Origin of the sequence: Burkholderia sp. AU16482, assembly GCF_002223285.1 — a bacterium.
GTDB lineage: Bacteria > Pseudomonadota > Gammaproteobacteria > Burkholderiales > Burkholderiaceae > Burkholderia > Burkholderia semiarida.
This window is the reverse complement of record NZ_NKEY01000004.1, coordinates 261,731-276,788: the sequence shown is the minus strand read 5'-3', so window position 1 is coordinate 276,788 and position 15,058 is coordinate 261,731. Positions and strand designations below refer to the sequence as shown.

General features: G+C 67.4%; 15 protein-coding genes and 1 tRNA gene. 9 read left to right on the top strand and 7 right to left on the bottom strand.

The features are described from left to right. Positions 1-64: 64 nt before the first annotated feature. The 3 genes from CFB35_RS12915 to CFB35_RS12905 all read right to left on the bottom strand — a co-directional run bounded on the left by CFB35_RS12915 (position 65) and on the right by CFB35_RS12905 (position 2,482). A tRNA-Leu gene (locus tag CFB35_RS12915) sits at positions 65-149 on the bottom strand. Positions 150-241: 92 nt separating this feature from the next. Then, positions 242-1,417 (bottom strand): ABC transporter substrate-binding protein, encoded by a 1,176-nt coding sequence (locus CFB35_RS12910; RefSeq protein ID WP_089465065.1) that lies wholly within the window; start codon positions 1,415-1,417, stop codon positions 242-244. A gap of 123 nt (positions 1,418-1,540) precedes the next feature. After that, positions 1,541-2,482, bottom strand: a complete 942-nt coding sequence (locus CFB35_RS12905) for a CysB family HTH-type transcriptional regulator (RefSeq protein ID WP_027785173.1) — start codon at positions 2,480-2,482, stop codon at positions 1,541-1,543. Positions 2,483-2,696: 214 nt separating this feature from the next. Between CFB35_RS12905 and CFB35_RS12900 the strand changes: the two genes are divergently transcribed. The 6 genes from CFB35_RS12900 (at position 2,697) to cobA (ending at position 8,914) form a co-directional block, all read left to right on the top strand. Continuing rightward, positions 2,697-4,376, top strand: a complete 1,680-nt coding sequence (locus tag CFB35_RS12900; protein ID WP_089465064.1) for a nitrite/sulfite reductase — start codon at positions 2,697-2,699, stop codon at positions 4,374-4,376. Between the two features lie 25 nt (positions 4,377-4,401). After that, positions 4,402-4,944: a DUF934 domain-containing protein gene (locus CFB35_RS12895; RefSeq protein WP_059576779.1), complete on the top strand. Its 543-nt coding sequence runs from the start codon at positions 4,402-4,404 to the stop codon at positions 4,942-4,944. Then, entirely contained in the window at positions 4,941-5,693 is a 753-nt protein-coding gene (locus tag CFB35_RS12890; protein ID WP_059646263.1) for a phosphoadenylyl-sulfate reductase, read from the top strand. Before CFB35_RS12895 ends, CFB35_RS12890 begins: the two co-directional genes overlap by 4 nt. Positions 5,694-5,768: 75 nt before the next feature. Further along, positions 5,769-6,731: a sulfate adenylyltransferase subunit CysD gene (gene cysD, locus CFB35_RS12885; protein WP_059576774.1), complete on the top strand. Its 963-nt coding sequence runs from the start codon at positions 5,769-5,771 to the stop codon at positions 6,729-6,731. A 22-nt stretch (positions 6,732-6,753) separates the two neighbouring features. Next, the gene (locus tag CFB35_RS12880; protein WP_059576771.1) at positions 6,754-8,070 is read left to right on the top strand and encodes a sulfate adenylyltransferase subunit 1; all 1,317 of its coding nucleotides are present in this window, start codon (positions 6,754-6,756) and stop codon (positions 8,068-8,070) included. Between the two features lie 94 nt (positions 8,071-8,164). Then, positions 8,165-8,914 carry a uroporphyrinogen-III C-methyltransferase gene (cobA, locus tag CFB35_RS12875; protein ID WP_059576768.1) on the top strand — a complete coding sequence of 250 codons (750 nt, stop codon included), beginning with the start codon at positions 8,165-8,167 and terminating at the stop codon, positions 8,912-8,914. Positions 8,915-9,049: 135 nt separating this feature from the next. Here the strand turns inward: cobA and CFB35_RS12870 are convergent, their stop codons facing one another. The 3 genes from CFB35_RS12870 to lptF are packed head-to-tail and all read right to left on the bottom strand — an operon-like array spanning position 9,050 to position 11,707. Continuing rightward, a complete protein-coding gene (locus CFB35_RS12870) occupies positions 9,050-9,433 on the bottom strand; it encodes a sirohydrochlorin chelatase (RefSeq protein ID WP_059576764.1) in 384 nt (127 codons plus the stop codon). A 27-nt stretch (positions 9,434-9,460) separates the two neighbouring features. Further along, positions 9,461-10,609: an LPS export ABC transporter permease LptG gene (gene lptG, locus CFB35_RS12865; RefSeq protein ID WP_059576762.1), complete on the bottom strand. Its 1,149-nt coding sequence runs from the start codon at positions 10,607-10,609 to the stop codon at positions 9,461-9,463. A gap of 3 nt (positions 10,610-10,612) precedes the next feature. Next, positions 10,613-11,707: an LPS export ABC transporter permease LptF gene (gene lptF, locus CFB35_RS12860; RefSeq protein ID WP_059576759.1), complete on the bottom strand. Its 1,095-nt coding sequence runs from the start codon at positions 11,705-11,707 to the stop codon at positions 10,613-10,615. Between the two features lie 122 nt (positions 11,708-11,829). On the opposite strand from lptF, the gene CFB35_RS12855 reads away from it, so the two are divergent. From CFB35_RS12855 to CFB35_RS12845, 3 genes are read left to right on the top strand one after another with little or no spacing between them, the layout of a single operon-like run. Then, a complete protein-coding gene (locus tag CFB35_RS12855) occupies positions 11,830-13,341 on the top strand; it encodes a leucyl aminopeptidase (protein ID WP_060010213.1) in 1,512 nt (503 codons plus the stop codon). Between the two features lie 34 nt (positions 13,342-13,375). Next, the gene (locus CFB35_RS12850) at positions 13,376-13,792 is read left to right on the top strand and encodes a DNA polymerase III subunit chi (RefSeq protein ID WP_006484796.1); all 417 of its coding nucleotides are present in this window, start codon (positions 13,376-13,378) and stop codon (positions 13,790-13,792) included. A gap of 25 nt (positions 13,793-13,817) precedes the next feature. Next, positions 13,818-14,585, top strand: coding sequence for a DUF2486 family protein (locus CFB35_RS12845; RefSeq protein ID WP_089465063.1), 768 nt, complete (start codon positions 13,818-13,820; stop codon positions 14,583-14,585). A gap of 142 nt (positions 14,586-14,727) precedes the next feature. On the opposite strand, the gene CFB35_RS12840 is transcribed toward CFB35_RS12845, so the two are convergent. Continuing rightward, positions 14,728-15,054 carry a c-type cytochrome gene (locus CFB35_RS12840; RefSeq protein WP_059576751.1) on the bottom strand — a complete coding sequence of 109 codons (327 nt, stop codon included), beginning with the start codon at positions 15,052-15,054 and terminating at the stop codon, positions 14,728-14,730. Positions 15,055-15,058: the final 4 nt, after the last annotated feature.

The following is a 15,058-nucleotide window of genomic DNA, read 5'->3' as shown; positions in this document are numbered from 1 at the left end:
AACCCGCGAAGCCTTGTGCTGTCGCGGGTTTTGGGACTTCCGGGAATTTCCCGGAACTATGTCATGGTGCCCAGGGCCGGAATCGAACCGGCACGCCTTGCGGCGGGGGATTTTGAGTCCCCTGCGTCTACCAATTTCACCACCTGGGCTTGATCCTGGCCGCGCATGGTCGTACGCGGCTAAACGCGAATTATGGCGGAAAACCGGATGCCGGGCAAGCTGCCCGGCATCCGCACGCAAGTCACTGGCTCAGGTAGACGAAGCGACCCTGCTTCACGACGCCCATCACGCTCGCGCGCTGATCGAGCCCGACGTGATCCTTGTCGCTCGTATTGACGACGCCGTTCGGCACGACGAGTTCGTGCGCGCGTTCGAGCTCGCGGCGCAGCGCCGTGCGGAACGCGGGCGTGCCGGGCTGCGCGGTTTTCAACGCACGGCCGACCGCATCGGCCAGGCGCGGGTACACGCCCGCCGCGTCGCCCGCGAACTGCGTGACCGTGCCGGCGCCGTACTTCGCCTCGTACGCGTCGACGAACGCGAGCGCGGCCTGGCGGGCCGGATGGTCGGCCGGCAGCGTGCGCGCGACGACGACCGGCTGGGTCGGGAACAGCGTCCCGTCGACGTCCTTGCCGCCCAGCTTGATGAATTCCGGCGTCGCGATCCCGTGGGTCTGGTAGACGGGCCCCTTGTAGCCGCGCTCGATCAGCGTGCGCTGCGGCAGCACGGCCGGCGTGCCCGAGCCCGCGATCAGGATCGCATCGGGCTTCGCCGCGATGAGCTTCAGCGCCTGGCCCGTGACGCTCGCGTCGGTGCGGTTGAAGCGCTCGGTCGCGACCACGCGAATCTTGCGCAGCTCCGCGAAGCGCGTGAATTCGTTGAGCCAGCTGTCGCCGTAGCTGTCCGCGAAGCCGATGAAGCCGACCGTCTTCACGCCGTGGTTGGCCATGTAGCGCGTCATCACGTCGGCCATCGCACGGTCGCCCTGCGCCATCTTGAACGCCCAGGTCCGCGCGCCTTCCTGCGGCTCGACGATCGCGCCGGAGCCGACCAGCGTGATCATCGGCGTCTGCGCGGCGGCCACCGCGTCGAGCGCCGCGAGCGCGGCCGGCGTGATGTTCGGCCCGACCACGACGTCGACGTGATCCTCGTCGACCAGCTTGCGGATGTTGCGTACCGCGTTGCCCGGGTCGGACGCGTCGTCGAGCACCGTGACCTGCACGGGCTGCCCGGCGATCGTCTTCGGCCACATCAGGATCGCGTTCTTGCTCGTGATGCCGATCGCGGCGGCCGGGCCGGTGGACGACAGGTCGACGCCGACCTTCAGGTCGGCATGCGCGGCCGCGCAGGCCAGCACGAGGGCGGCGCCGGCGGCGCGGCGCAACGAAGCGGGAAGCCGTGGCAGGGCGGGAAGCGTCATGCGGGAATCTCCGTCGGGCAGCAAAAAGGGGCGCGATATGCGCCCCCTGTGTTTATACACGCGGGCTCGAGAAAACGCCGGGCCGCCCCGGGTTCTGCCGAGCCCCTCGGGGCCTGGGCGCGCTTACAGCTCGTACGATTCGGATTCGCCCTTGAGCGCCTGTTCGATCAGCTTGCGGTTCAGCGTCGGCGACAGCAGCTCGACCAGCGTATACACATAGCTGCGCAGGTAGGCGCCCTGCTTGAGCGCGACGCGCGTCACGTTGCTGCCGAACAGGTGGCCGACCGGAATCAGCCGCAGGCCGCGGTCGCGCTCGGGATTGAACGCGATGTCGGCCATGATGCCGACGCCGAGTCCGAGCTCGACATAGGTCTTGATCACGTCGGCGTCGATCGCCTCGAGCACGATGTCCGGCGACAGCCCGCGCAGCGCGAACGCATGATTGATCTTCTTGCGCCCGGCGAATGCGTCGTCGTACGTGATCAGCGGGTATTGCGCGAGATCGTCCAGCGTGACCGGCTTGCGTTCGAGCAGCGGGTGGTCGGCCGGCACGACGGCCGCGTGATGCCACTGGAAGCAGGGTAGCGACACGAGCTCCTTGTAGTCGGAGATCGCCTCGGTCGCGATCGCGAGATCGGCCTGGTCGTGAATCACCATCTCGGCCACCTGCGTCGGGCTGCCCTGCAGGATCGACAGGTGGACCTTCGGGAACCGCTTCTTGAATTCGGCGATCGCGGCCGGCAGCGAGTAGCGGGCCTGCGTGTGGGTCGCCGCGATGGTCAGATTGCCCTGATCCTGCGCCGCATAATCCTTCCCGACCCTTTTCAGGCTTTCCACTTCCTGCAGGATCCGCTCGACCGATGCAAGGATGATCCGCCCCGGCTCGGTGAGCGAGCGCACGCGCTTGCCGTGCCGCGTGAAGATCTCGACGCCCAGCTCGTCCTCGAGCTCGATGATCGCCTTCGATACCCCCGGCTGCGACGTGTAGAGCGCCTTGGCGGCCTCGGTGAGGTTGAAATTCTGCCGGACGGCCTCGCGCACGAAGCGAAATTGGTGCAGGTTCATTTATAACCCTTCCGCATATCAACAGAATTTTTTAGTCGTTTGAAATATAAGGCGAGTTTATTACGATTCACCGGAGTTTTTCAAATATGGATATCTGTTTTCGTCATTAGCAATCCAGCCGGCAGCGGTTGGCGGCGGTGACGACGGAACGGAGATTCGGGCGCGACGTGGCTAGGACGTCGCGCGGTCACCACGAAAACCCTGGGGTCCCCGAATGTATCAGTACGACCAATACGACCAGACGATCGTCGACGAACGCGTCGCGCAGTACCGCGATCAGGTGCGCCGCCGGCTGTCGGGCGAGTTGAGCGAAGACGAGTTCCGTCCGCTGCGTCTGCAGAACGGCCTGTACATGCAGCGCCACGCGTACATGCACCGCATCGCGATTCCGTACGGCAACCTGCGCAGCGACCAGCTGCGGATGCTCGCGCGCATCGCCCGCGAGCACGACCGCGGCTACGGCCACTTCTCGACGCGCTCGAACATCCAGTTCAACTGGATCCAGCTCGAGGACACGCCCGAGATCCTCGCGAAGCTCGCGTCGGTGCAGATGCATGGCATCCAGACGTCGGGCAACTGCATCCGCAACATCACGGCCGACCAGTTCGCCGGCGTCGCGCAGGACGAAGAGATCGATCCGCGCCCGTGGGCCGAGATCCTGCGCCAGTGGTCGACGTTCCATCCCGAATTCGCGTGGCTGCCGCGCAAGTTCAAGATCGCGGTGTCGGGTTCGAAGCATGACCGCGCGGCCGTGCAGATCCACGACCTCGGCGTGTACCTGAAGAAGAACGCGCAGGGCGAGGTGGTCGCGAGCATTCTCGCGGGCGGCGGCCTCGGTCGTACGCCGATCGTCGGCGCGGTGATCAAGGAAGACCTGCCGTGGCAGCACCTGCTCACCTACTGCGAAGCCGTGCTGCGCGTGTACAACCGCTATGGCCGCCGCGACAACCTGTACAAGGCGCGGATCAAGATCCTCGTGAAGGCGCTGTCGCCGGCGAAGTTCGCGCAGCAGGTCGAGGAAGAGTGGCAGCACCTGAAGGACGGCCCGTCGACGCTCACGCAGGCCGAACTCGACCGCGTGTCGCGGTACTTCCAGCCGCCCGTCTACGAGAAGCTGGCCGACACCGACGCGTCGTTCGAACAGCACCTGCTCGAGAACAAGGCGTTCGCGCGCTGGGTCGAGCGTAACGTCGCGCCGCACAAGGTGCCGGGCTATGCGGCCGTCACGCTGTCGCTGAAGGATCACCGCGTGGCACCGGGCGACGCGACCGACGCGCAGATGGATCTGGTCGCCGACTGGGCCGACGCGTACTCGTTCGGCGAGCTGCGCGTGTCGCACGAGCAGAACCTGATTCTCGCGAACGTGAAGAAGCGCGACCTGTTCGCGCTGTGGGAAAAGGCGAAGGCGGCCGGTTTCGCGACGCCGAACATCGGCCTGCTGACCGACATCATCGCGTGCCCGGGCGGCGACTTCTGCTCGCTCGCGAACGCGAAGTCGATCCCGATCGCGCTGGCGATCCAGCAGCGTTTCGACGATCTCGACTACGTGTACGACCTCGGCGACCTGTCGCTGAACATTTCCGGTTGCATGAACTCGTGCGGTCACCACCACGTCGGCAACATCGGCATCCTCGGCGTCGACAAGGACGGCGCCGAGTGGTACCAGGTGTCGCTCGGCGGCGAGCAGGGCACGGGCCGCAACGGCGCGCGCCTCGGCCGCGTGATCGGGCCGTCGTTCTCGGCGGAAGAAGTGCCCGACGTGATCGCGAAGCTGATCGATACGTTCGTCGAGGCACGCATCGACGGCGAGCGCTTCGTCGATACGTACGATCGCATCGGCATCGCGCCGTTCAAGGAGCGCGTGTATGCGGCGCGCCAGGCAGTGAACGCGTAACCAACCGGGTAGAAGGAATTTGCAGATGGCTTCGATTATCAAGAACCGCGCAGTGATCGACGACGCATGGCAGGTCGTGCGCGCGGCGGAAGACGGTACGCTGCCCGCGGTCGACGCATTGCCGGCCGGCAAGGTGCTGGTGCCGTTCGCGTTGTGGCAGGCCGAGCGCGCGGCGCTCGTCGCCGCGAAGACGAAGGACGAACTCGGCGTGTGGCTCGCGCCGGATAGCGAACCGGCCGATCTCGTGGCCGACTTCGGCGCGATCTCGCTGATCGCCGTCGACTTCCCGCGCTTCGCGGACGGCCGCGGCTACAGCATCGCGCGCCTGCTGCGCGAGCGGCATGGCTGGACCGGCGAGCTGCGCGCGATCGGCGACGTGCTGCGCGACCAGTTGCTGTACATGTCGCGTTGCGGCTTCGACGCATTCGCGGTGCGGGCCGACAAGGACATCCACGACGCGCTGAACGCGTTCACGGAATTCACGCAGCGTTACCAGGGCGCGTTCGACGAGCCGGCGCCGCTGTTCCGCCGCCGCGCGGCCGCGGCCGACACCAAGGTGAGCGCATGAGCACCGCGACCGCCACCGCGCTGACGCCGGAACTCGCCGCGAAGGTCGAGCGCCTCGACGCGCTGCTCGCGCGCATCGGCGAGCGTCACGACAAGGTGAAGTTCGCGAGCAGCCTCGCCGCGGAAGACATGCTGCTCACGCACGCGATCCTGTCGAAGGGCGTGCCGATCGGCATCTTCTCGCTGAACACGGGCCGCCTGCACGCGGAAACGCTCGGCATGATCGACCGCGTGCGCGAGCGCTACGGCTACGAGATCGAGCAGTTCCACCCGCGGCAGGACGCGGTCGACCAGTATGTGGCCGAGCACGGCCTGAACGCGTTCTACGAGAGCGTCGAGCTGCGCAAGTCGTGCTGCCATATCCGCAAGGTCGAGCCGCTGAACCGCGCGCTGGCCGACGTCGGCGCGTGGGTGACGGGCCAGCGTCGCGAGCAGTCGGTCACGCGCGCGGAGCTGCACGAGGAAGAACAGGACGAAGCGCGCGGGATCGCGAAGTACAACCCGCTCGCCGACTGGACGGAAGCCGACGTGTGGGCGTACCTTGACGCGTTCGACGTGCCGGTCAACCCGCTGCATGCGCGCGGCTATCCGAGCATCGGCTGCGAGCCGTGCACGCGGGCGATCCGCCCCGGCGAGGACAGCCGCGCGGGCCGCTGGTGGTGGGAGTCGCGCGACACGAAGGAATGCGGGCTGCACGTCACGACGATCACGCCGATTCCCGCGAATGCCGACGCCGGCGCCGCGCACTGAAAGCCGACAAGAAACCGAATATTGCGCCGCCCGCGACAGCGGGCGGCACGAACCCAGAAGAGAAGGACTGAAATCATGAGCACGACGCTCGAGCAATCCGCCTTTGCCCCGCCCGCCGGCGCCGACAGCCGCATGGGCCACCTCGACTGGCTCGAAGCCGAGTCGATCCACATCCTGCGCGAACTCGTGGCCGAATGCAGCAAGCCGGCGCTGTTGTTCTCGGGCGGCAAGGATTCGGTCGTCGTGCTGCATCTGGCGCTGAAGGCGTTCGGCCTCGGCGCGAACCGCAAGACGACGCTGCCGTTCCCGCTCGTGCATATCGACACGGGCCACAACTACGAGGAAGTGATCGACTTCCGCGACCGCCGTGCGCAGGAGCTCGGCGCCGAGCTCGTGGTCGGCCACGTCGAGGATTCGATCAAGCGCGGCACGGTCGTGCTGCGCCGCGAGACCGATTCGCGCAATGCCGCGCAGGCCGTCACGCTGCTCGAGACGATCGAGCAGCACGGTTACACGGCGCTGATCGGCGGCGCGCGCCGCGACGAAGAGAAGGCGCGTGCGAAGGAGCGCATCTTCTCGTTCCGCGACGAATTCGGCCAGTGGGATCCGAAAGCCCAGCGCCCGGAACTGTGGAGCCTGTACAACGCGCGCCTGCACAAGGGCGAGCATCTGCGCGTGTTCCCGATCTCGAACTGGACCGAACTCGACGTGTGGCAGTACATCGCGCGCGAGAACCTCGAACTGCCGTCGATCTACTACGCGCACCAGCGCGAGATCGTGCGCCGCAACGGGCTGCTCGTGCCGGTCACGCCGCTCACGCCGATGCGTGACGGCGAGACGAGCGAGCTCGCGCAGGTGCGCTTCCGCACGGTCGGCGACATCAGCTGCACGTGCCCGGTCGAGAGCGACGCGGACGACGTCGAGAAGATCATCGCCGAGACGGCGGTGACCGAGATCACCGAGCGCGGCGCGACCCGGATGGACGATCAGGCGTCCGAAGCCGCGATGGAACAGCGCAAGAAGCAAGGTTATTTCTGAAGCACACGAGGACATTCACATCATGAGCATCATCGAGAACACCGAAGACCTCGGCGTGCTGCGCTTCATCACCGCGGGCAGCGTCGACGACGGCAAGAGCACGCTGATCGGCCGCCTGCTGTACGACAGCAAGGCCGTGCTGTCCGACCAGCTGTCCGCGCTGTCGCGCGCGAAGAACAAGCGCACGGTCGGCGACGAACTCGACCTCGCGCTGCTGACCGACGGCCTCGAAGCCGAGCGCGAGCAGGGCATCACGATCGACGTCGCGTACCGCTACTTCGCGACCGCGAAGCGCAAATTCATCATCGCCGACACGCCGGGGCACGAGCAGTACACGCGCAACATGGTCACGGGCGCGTCGACCGCGCACGCGGCGATCATCCTGATCGACGCGACGCGCGTGACGATCGAGAACGGCGTCGCCGATCTGCTGCCGCAGACCAAGCGCCACAGCGCGATCGTCAAGCTGCTCGGGCTGCAGCACGTGATCGTCGCGATCAACAAGATGGACCTCGTCGACTACAGCGAGGCGCGCTTCAACGAGATCCGCGATGCGTACGTCGCGCTCGCGAAGCAGCTCGGCCTGACCGACGTGCGCTTCGTGCCGGTGTCGGCGCTCAAGGGCGACAACATCGTCGGCGCGAGCGAGCGCATGCCGTGGTACGCGGGCGAGCCGCTCCTCGACGTGCTCGAGTCGCTGCCGGTCGAGACGCAGGCGCATGACGCGCTGCGCTTCCCGGTGCAGTGGGTCGCGCGCCAGGACGGCAGCTCGGCCGACGATTTCCGCGGCTACATGGGCCGGATCGAGTCGGGCGAAGTGAAGGTCGGCGATACGATCGTCGTGCTGCCGTCGAACCGCACCGCGACGGTCGCCGAGATCATCGCACCGGTGCCGGGCGGCACCGCGGCCGTGCCGCATGCATTCGCGGGGCAGACGGTGACGATTCGCGTCGAGGAAGACGTCGACGTGTCGCGCGGCGACATGTTCGTCACGACCGCCGAGCCGGTCGAGCCGGCGAAGAAGCTCGAGGCCGACCTGTGCTGGTTCGACGAGGCGCCGCTGTCGCCGCAGCGCAAGTACCTGCTGAAGCAGACCACCAGCACGGTGTTCGCGAAGATCGGCGCGGTCAAGCAGGTGCTCGACGTGCATACGCTGTCGCACGCGACCGACCGTCAGGAACTGAAGATGAACGACATCGGCCGCGTGGCGCTGACGCTGCAGAAGCCGATCGTTTGCGACACGTACGATGCGCATCCCGGTACGGGCGCGTTCGTGCTGATCGACGAGGCGACGCATCACACGGTCGCCGCCGGCATGATCCGGGCGTTCTCGGCATAACGCGCATGAGCGGCATGACCGGCGTTCAGCGCCGCCCACGCGGCGGCGCGCGCCGGCCGGCATCCGCATGAGCACGACTAGCGAAGCGACAAACATGGGCAAGGTGTATCTGATCGGAGCAGGGCCGGGCGCCGCGGACCTCATCACGGTGCGCGGCATGCGGCTGCTCGAGCAGGCCGACGTGGTGCTGCACGACGCGCTCGTCGAGCCGGCGATGCTCGACTACGCGCCGAACGCGCGCAAGATCGCCGTCGGCAAGCGTTGCGGGCAGCGCTCGACCGCGCAGCATTTCATCAACAAGCAGATCGTCGATGCGGCGCGCGAGCATGCATGCGTCGTGCGGCTGAAGGGCGGCGATCCGATGCTGTTCGGCCGCGCGGAAGAGGAAATGCGCGCGCTCGAGGCGGCAGGCATCGACTACGAGGTCGTGCCGGGCATCACCGCGGCGCTGGCCGGCGCGGCGACGCTGAAGCGGTCTCTGACGCTGCGCGGCGTGTCGCGCAGCGTCGCGTTCGCGACGCACAGCCGCGCACCGGGCAGCGACGAGATCCGCGAGGCCGCGCGCGCCGATTCGATCGTCTACTACATGGGCCGCGACAGCGCGCCCGGCATCGCACAGCAGCTGATTGACGCGGGCCGTGCACCCGCGACGCCGGTCGCGATCGTCGAGGCGTGCAGCACCGCGCGCGAGCGCACGCTGACGCTGACGCTCGCGCAGATGGCCGCGGGCGACGCGCAGGCGTGGCTCGACCCGGCCGAACCGAGCCTGCTGATGATCGGCGATGCGTTCGCCGAACGCGTACGGATCGCGAAAGAGGGCGACGCGTTGCGCAATGCCGCTTGAGTCGGCGGAGTGGTCCGCGTGACAGGCGATGCGGCGATGGGTCCGATAGGTGAAAAAAAAGCGCTGGCTACCGAAGCCAGCGCTTTTTTGTTTGGGCTCGCCGCTACGGCTCGCCGCTACGGCTCGCCGCTTCGCTCACGCGTCGCGATCGATCTGGTCGACGCAATAGCGCGCGACCGCGTCGAGCACGCCGTCGTCTTCGCCGACGGCTGTCGCGCAGCGGATGTCGACGCCCGGATGCGCGGCGCGGCATGCGTCGACGAGTTGCGGCAGATCGCGGCGCACATGGCCGCCCTGGCCGAAAAAGACCGGCACCACGGTGATGCGCGTGCAGCCGGCCGCGGCTTGCGCGGCCACGGCCTCACCGAGCGACGGCGTCATCAGTTCGAGGAACGCGAGCGACACCTGCGTGGCGGGGGAGCCGGCGCCGCGCAGCCGCGCGGCGAGCCGCTCGAACGGCTCGGCCCAGCGCGGGTCGCGGGCGCCGTGGCCGAACAGGACGATACCGTGCGAATGCATGTCGAAGCCTCCGTCGCGACGCGGCGCTCAGTGCCGGTCGACCCACTTGAGCGCGAACAGGCCGAGCGCGAGATAGATGAGGCCCGGCGTCGCGGCGGTCAGCGGCGCGGGCCACGTGTTCAGCGTGCCGATGTGCGAGAACAGCGTGTTGAGCAGCTGGAAGCTCATGCCGAGCATGATGCCGCCGAACACCTTCACGCCGACCACGCCGGCCCGCGTGTGCAGGTACGCGAACGGCAGCGACAGCACGAGCATCACGAACACCGCGAACGGATACAGCAGCTTGCGCCACAGCGCGATGTCGTAGCGCTGCGTGTCCTGCTGGTTCTCGCGCAAGTGCTGGATGTAGCGGAACAGGTTGATGATCGACATGCGCTCCGGCGACACGAGCAGCACCGACAGGATCTGCGGCGTCAGGTCGGACCGCAGCCGGTATTCGGGCAGCGACACCTGCTGCGACCGGTACACGGGGTTCAGCGCATCGGCCGGCTGGCCGCTGACCGGCTTGATCGGCGTCAGCTCGGTTTCGGTCACGCCCGTCAGCAGCCAGTGGCCGGGCGGCTCGTAGCGGCCGGTCTGCGCGATCCGCACGTTCTGCAGCTGGAATTTCGAATCGAATTCGTAGATGCGCACGTTGCTGATCGTCGAATCGGGCGACAGGCTGCCGACGTTGACGAAGCGCGTGACCTGCTCGCCGTTCTCGCGGGCCGCGAGCGTGTCCTTCACCCACACGCCCGACTGGAAGTTCGACGACACCGACGCGCCGAGCGCCTGCAGCCGCACGCGCTCGGACAATTGATCCGCGTACGGCCCGACGAATTCGCCGATCAGGTAGGTGACGATCACGAGCGGCACGCCGATCTTCAGCAGCGAGCGCAGCGCCTGGTTGGTCGCGAGGCCCGACACGCGGAAGATCGTGAATTCCGAGTTCGCGGCCATCTGCGCGAACACGTAGATCGCGCTGATCAGCGCGGCGACCGGGATGATCTCGTAGAAGCGCGACGGCGTCTGCAGCGCGACGCGCAGCACCGCGTAGCCGAACTTGTAGTTGCCGTGCCCGACCGAGTTCAGCTCGCTGATCAGGTCGAAGAAGAAGAACAGGCCGGAGAACGCGAACAGGATGAAGATGAACGTGACGTAGATCTGTCGCGCGAAGTACTTTTCATAGAGCCGCATCGATCATGCTCCCGAGCGGCCGAACAGCGCGCGTGTCAACAACGGACGATTGCGCACGCGCAACCAGAAAATGAACGCGACGATCGCCGCGACGAGCACGTGCAGCCCGACGAGGCCGACGCCGAACGACATCTTGCCCTGCTCGATCTGCGCCTGCACGACGTTCAGCAGGTTCGAGTACGTGAGGTAGATCAGCACGGCCATCACGAGATTGATCGTGCGGCTGCGGCGCGGGTTCTGGTACGAGAGCGGGATGCCGAGCACCATCAGGTTGATCGCGATCAGCGGCAGCCCCGCGCGCCACGCGAATTCCGCGAGGTTGTCGCGCGTCGGGTTGCGCAGCAGGTCGGGCGTGGGCGTGCTGTTGGTGGTCTGCACGTTGACGACCGGCTTGCTCGTGATCTTCACGCCGTAGCGCTCGAACTCCATGATCTTGAAGTTCGGCTGGCCGGGCGTGCCGTCGTAGCGGCGGCCGTCCTCGAGGACGACGAAACGATCGCCGTCCTTCGAGGTTTCCGTGTGGCCCGTCTGCGACACGACCACGTTGAGCTTGCCGTTTTCCGTCGACGTGACGAATACGTTCTGCACCTTGCTCTGGTCGGGCGACATCTTCTCGATGAAGAACACGCGATGATTCGCGGCCGATTCGCGGAACTGGCCGGGCGCGAGCAGCGAGATCTCGTCGCGCTGCTGGAAGCGCGCCTTGATCATCTTGCTCTGCTGGTTCGACCACGGCCAGCCGACGAACGCGAAGAAGGTGATCAGCAGGATGATCGGCGTGGCGAACACGCCGATCGGCTTGATGAGGCGCGTAAGGCTCACGCCCGACGCGAGCCACACCACCATTTCGGAGTCCCGGTACCACCGGGTCAGCACGAACAGGATGGACACGAACAGCGTGACGACGAGCATCACGGCGAGGTAGCCGATCACGGTCAGGCCGATCAGCACGAGCACGTCGCGCGGATCGATTTCGCCGGACGCGGCGTAGCCGACGATGCGAATCATCATCGTCGTGAGCATGATCGTGAGCAGCACCATGAACACGGCGCCAGCCGTATACGCAAGCTCGCGCTGGAGGGAGCGTTCGAAGATCATTCTTGATGAGAAGAGGGCGGGAGGCTGCGCACGCGTGGTGGAGCGCTCGCGCCGCCACGGGAAAAATAGCGGATAATTGCGGCTTTCATCCTTAGCCCAGATTTTATCCGAGGACAAGCGCGATGGACTTTAGCATAAAAGGCTGTGATTGGAGCAAAGGCGAGGCCAAGGGGTTCCTGACCGGGAAGTCCGACTGCATCGTGCTCGGCATCTTCGAGGCGCAGACCCTGTCGGGCGCGGCGCTCGACATCGACACGGCCACCAAGGGGCTGATCTCGCGCGTGGTGAAGGCCGGCGACATGGACGGCAAGCGCGGCAAGACGCTGTTCCTGCACGAAGTATCGGGCATCGGCGCGTCGCGCGTGCTGCTCGTCGGGCTCGGCAAGCAGGATGCTTTCAATCAGAAAGCCTACAACGACGCGGTCACCGCCGCGTGGCGCGCGCTGCTGGCGACCAAGGTCGTCCAGGTCACGTTCTCGCTCGCGCAGCTGCCGGTCGACGAGCGCAGCTCCGACTGGGGCGTGCGCGCCGCGATCCTCGCGCTGCGCAACGAGACCTACCGCTTCACGCAGATGAAGAGCAAGCCGGAACCGGCGTCGCACACGCTCAAGCGCGTCGTGTTCAGCGTCGACCCGGCCGACGAGAAGGCCGCGAAGGTCGCGATCAAGCAGGCGGTCGCGCTCGCGAACGGGATGGATCTCACCCGCGATCTCGGCAACCTGCCGGGCAACGTCTGCACGCCGACCTATCTCGGCAACACCGCGAAGAAGATCGCGAAGGATTGGGGCCTGAAGGCCGAAGTCCTCGGGCTCAAGCAGATCCAGGCGCTGAAGATGGGGTCGTTCCTGTCGGTCGCGCGCGCGTCGGTCGAGCCGCCGCAATTCATCGTGCTGCACTATCAGGGCGCCGCCGCGAAGGCCGCGCCGGTCGTGCTGGTCGGCAAGGGCATCACGTTCGACACGGGCGGCATCTCGCTGAAGCCGGGCGAGGGCATGGACGAGATGAAGTACGACATGTGCGGCGCGGGCTCGGTGCTCGGCACGATCCGCGCGGTCGCCGAGATGGGCCTGAAGATCAACGTCGTCGCGATCGTGCCGACCTGCGAGAACATGCCGGGCGGCAACGCGACGAAGCCGGGCGATATCGTCACCAGCATGAAGGGGCTGACGATCGAGGTGCTGAACACCGACGCCGAAGGCCGCCTGATCCTGTGCGACGCGCTCACGTATGCCGAGCGCTTCAAGCCGGCCGCCGTGATCGACGTCGCGACGCTGACGGGCGCGTGCGTGATCGCGCTCGGCGCCCACAACAGCGGGCTGTTCTCGACGAACGACGCGCTCGCGGGCGAACTGCTCGACGCGTCGCGCGAGGCGAACGACCCGGCATGGCGCATGCCGCTCGACGACGAGTACCAGGAGCAGCTGAAGTCGAATTTCGCGGATCTCGCGAACATCGGCGGGCGTCCGGCCGGCGCCGTGACCGCGGCGTGCTTCCTGTCGCGCTTCACGGAGAGCTATCCGTGGGCCCACCTCGACATCGCGGGCACCGCATGGAAGGGCGGTGCCGCGAAGGGCGCGACGGGCCGTCCGGTGCCGCTGCTCGCGCAGTTCCTGATCGATCGCGCCGGCCAGTGATGGCGGTACCGACGACGCAGCGGGTGCGCGGGCAATGACGCGGATCGATTTCCACTCGAACGTCGGCGATTCGCTCGCGTATGCGTGCCGGCTGCTGCGCAAGGCCTATCAGGCCGGGCAGCCGGTCGTCGTGCTCGCCGAGCCCGCGCGCCTGCGCGCGCTCGACGAGCGGCTCTGGACGTTCTCGCCGCTCGATTTCATCCCGCATTGCGGCGTCGACAGCGAGCACGCAGCCGGCACGCCGATCGTGCTGGCCGCCGATCTCGATCGCGCGCCGCATCACCACGTGCTGCTGAACCTCGGCGCGACCGTGCCCGCGCAGTTCGCCCGCTTCGAGCGCCTGCTCGAAGTGGTCGGCAACGCGCCGGACGAGCTGGCCGCGGGCCGCGACCGCTACCGGTTCTACCGCGACCGCGGCTACGCGCTGAACAATTACAAGCAGGGCGGCTAGCCGCAACCGTCGACGGAGTGTTCCCGTGACAGAAGCCGATTCATCCTCGATCCCGACGCTGACCGACGTGCTGGTGCCGGGCAAGCCGGCGCCGGCTCGCTCGTCCGCATCGGCCGCCGTGTCCGCGTCGGCCGCACCCCTGCCGCACGACAGCGCGGCGATTCCGGTGCTCACCGACGTGATCGTCCCCGGCGCAGGCGCCGCGCCGGCTGCCCCGAAAACCGAAGCCGACCCCGAATCCGTCGTCGTCGAACCCGTGCCGACGCCGCACGTCCCGGCTGTCGAGTTGCAGGGAGACGTGGTGACGCCTGCGGACGCGGGCGAGACCGATGCGCCGGCCGAACCGGGCGCCGCCGGGCACGTGGTTGCCGAAGAGGCGGCGGCGATGACGGCGCCGCTGCGCTCGTCGCTGGTCGATGAGGGGTTGCCGCAGCCCACGTTCGCCGCGATTGCGCGCGAGGCGGCCGTGCACGCGCCCGAGACGGCAGTGCTGGACGCGGGGCCGTCGGGCACCGCACCGCTGCCGGACGCACCCGCCGCGGCCGCGCTCACGCCCGAGGATGCGCAGCACATCGCCGAACGGCTGCGCCATCGCCTGACGAACTATCTGACCGGGGCGGGGCGCGAGGCCATCGAAGCGCGTTGTCGCGATGCGCTGCATGAACATTCGGCCTGGCTGGTCGGCCAGGTCACGCGCGAAGTCGCACTCGCACTGGAAACCGAGGTGATGGACTGGGTGCGCGATGCGGTCGATGAAGAAATCGCCCGTCGTCGCGCCGGGCATGCCGGCTGAACGGCCATCGTTCGCGACGGTGAAAAAGAGGGAGCGGCTGGGTAAGGGCCTGCGAAGCCGGCGGTGAGGCGCCGGTCCGCCGGTCAGGGCCGCCGGCCTGCGACGCCCTGCACGGCATGGGCACGCCGCGCGGGTATCCGCGTCAGCGTACCGACAGCACCCACTGGGCAAGCGTGTGCGCTTCGGCGCTCGTCAGTTGCGTATTGGCGGGCATCGGCACGCTGCCCCATACACCGACGCTGCCTTTCACGATCGATTGCGCCAGATAATCGACGGCGTCGCCGCGCGCCGCGTACTTGCCGGCGATGTCGTGGAACGACGGCCCCATCAGCGGCTTGCCGACGGCATGGCAGGCCATGCAGTTCTTGCGTTGCGCCAGCGCGAGCCCGCCGGCCTGGTCGGCACGGGCCGCCGCCGCGCTGCCGGTCAGCAGCGTGGCGAGCAGCACGCGCAATATCGTCTGTTTCATGCGG

Excerpts from the sequence above, each read along its gene's own strand:
- CFB35_RS12910 (WP_089465065.1), bottom strand. The coding sequence starts at position 1,417 with ATGACGCTTCCCGCCCTGCCACGGCTTCCCGCTTCGTTGCGCCGCGCC.
- CFB35_RS12905 (WP_027785173.1), bottom strand. The coding sequence starts at position 2,482 with ATGAACCTGCACCAATTTCGCTTCGTGCGCGAGGCCGTCCGGCAGAAT.
- CFB35_RS12900 (WP_089465064.1), top strand. The coding sequence starts at position 2,697 with ATGTATCAGTACGACCAATACGACCAGACGATCGTCGACGAACGCGTC.
- CFB35_RS12895 (WP_059576779.1), top strand. The coding sequence starts at position 4,402 with ATGGCTTCGATTATCAAGAACCGCGCAGTGATCGACGACGCATGGCAG.
- CFB35_RS12890 (WP_059646263.1), top strand. The coding sequence starts at position 4,941 with ATGAGCACCGCGACCGCCACCGCGCTGACGCCGGAACTCGCCGCGAAG.
- cysD (WP_059576774.1), top strand. The coding sequence starts at position 5,769 with ATGAGCACGACGCTCGAGCAATCCGCCTTTGCCCCGCCCGCCGGCGCC.
- CFB35_RS12880 (WP_059576771.1), top strand. The coding sequence starts at position 6,754 with ATGAGCATCATCGAGAACACCGAAGACCTCGGCGTGCTGCGCTTCATC.
- cobA (WP_059576768.1), top strand. The coding sequence starts at position 8,165 with ATGGGCAAGGTGTATCTGATCGGAGCAGGGCCGGGCGCCGCGGACCTC.
- CFB35_RS12870 (WP_059576764.1), bottom strand. The coding sequence starts at position 9,433 with ATGCATTCGCACGGTATCGTCCTGTTCGGCCACGGCGCCCGCGACCCG.
- lptG (WP_059576762.1), bottom strand. The coding sequence starts at position 10,609 with ATGCGGCTCTATGAAAAGTACTTCGCGCGACAGATCTACGTCACGTTC.
- lptF (WP_059576759.1), bottom strand. The coding sequence starts at position 11,707 with ATGATCTTCGAACGCTCCCTCCAGCGCGAGCTTGCGTATACGGCTGGC.
- CFB35_RS12855 (WP_060010213.1), top strand. The coding sequence starts at position 11,830 with ATGGACTTTAGCATAAAAGGCTGTGATTGGAGCAAAGGCGAGGCCAAG.
- CFB35_RS12850 (WP_006484796.1), top strand. The coding sequence starts at position 13,376 with ATGACGCGGATCGATTTCCACTCGAACGTCGGCGATTCGCTCGCGTAT.
- CFB35_RS12840 (WP_059576751.1), bottom strand. The coding sequence starts at position 15,054 with ATGAAACAGACGATATTGCGCGTGCTGCTCGCCACGCTGCTGACCGGC.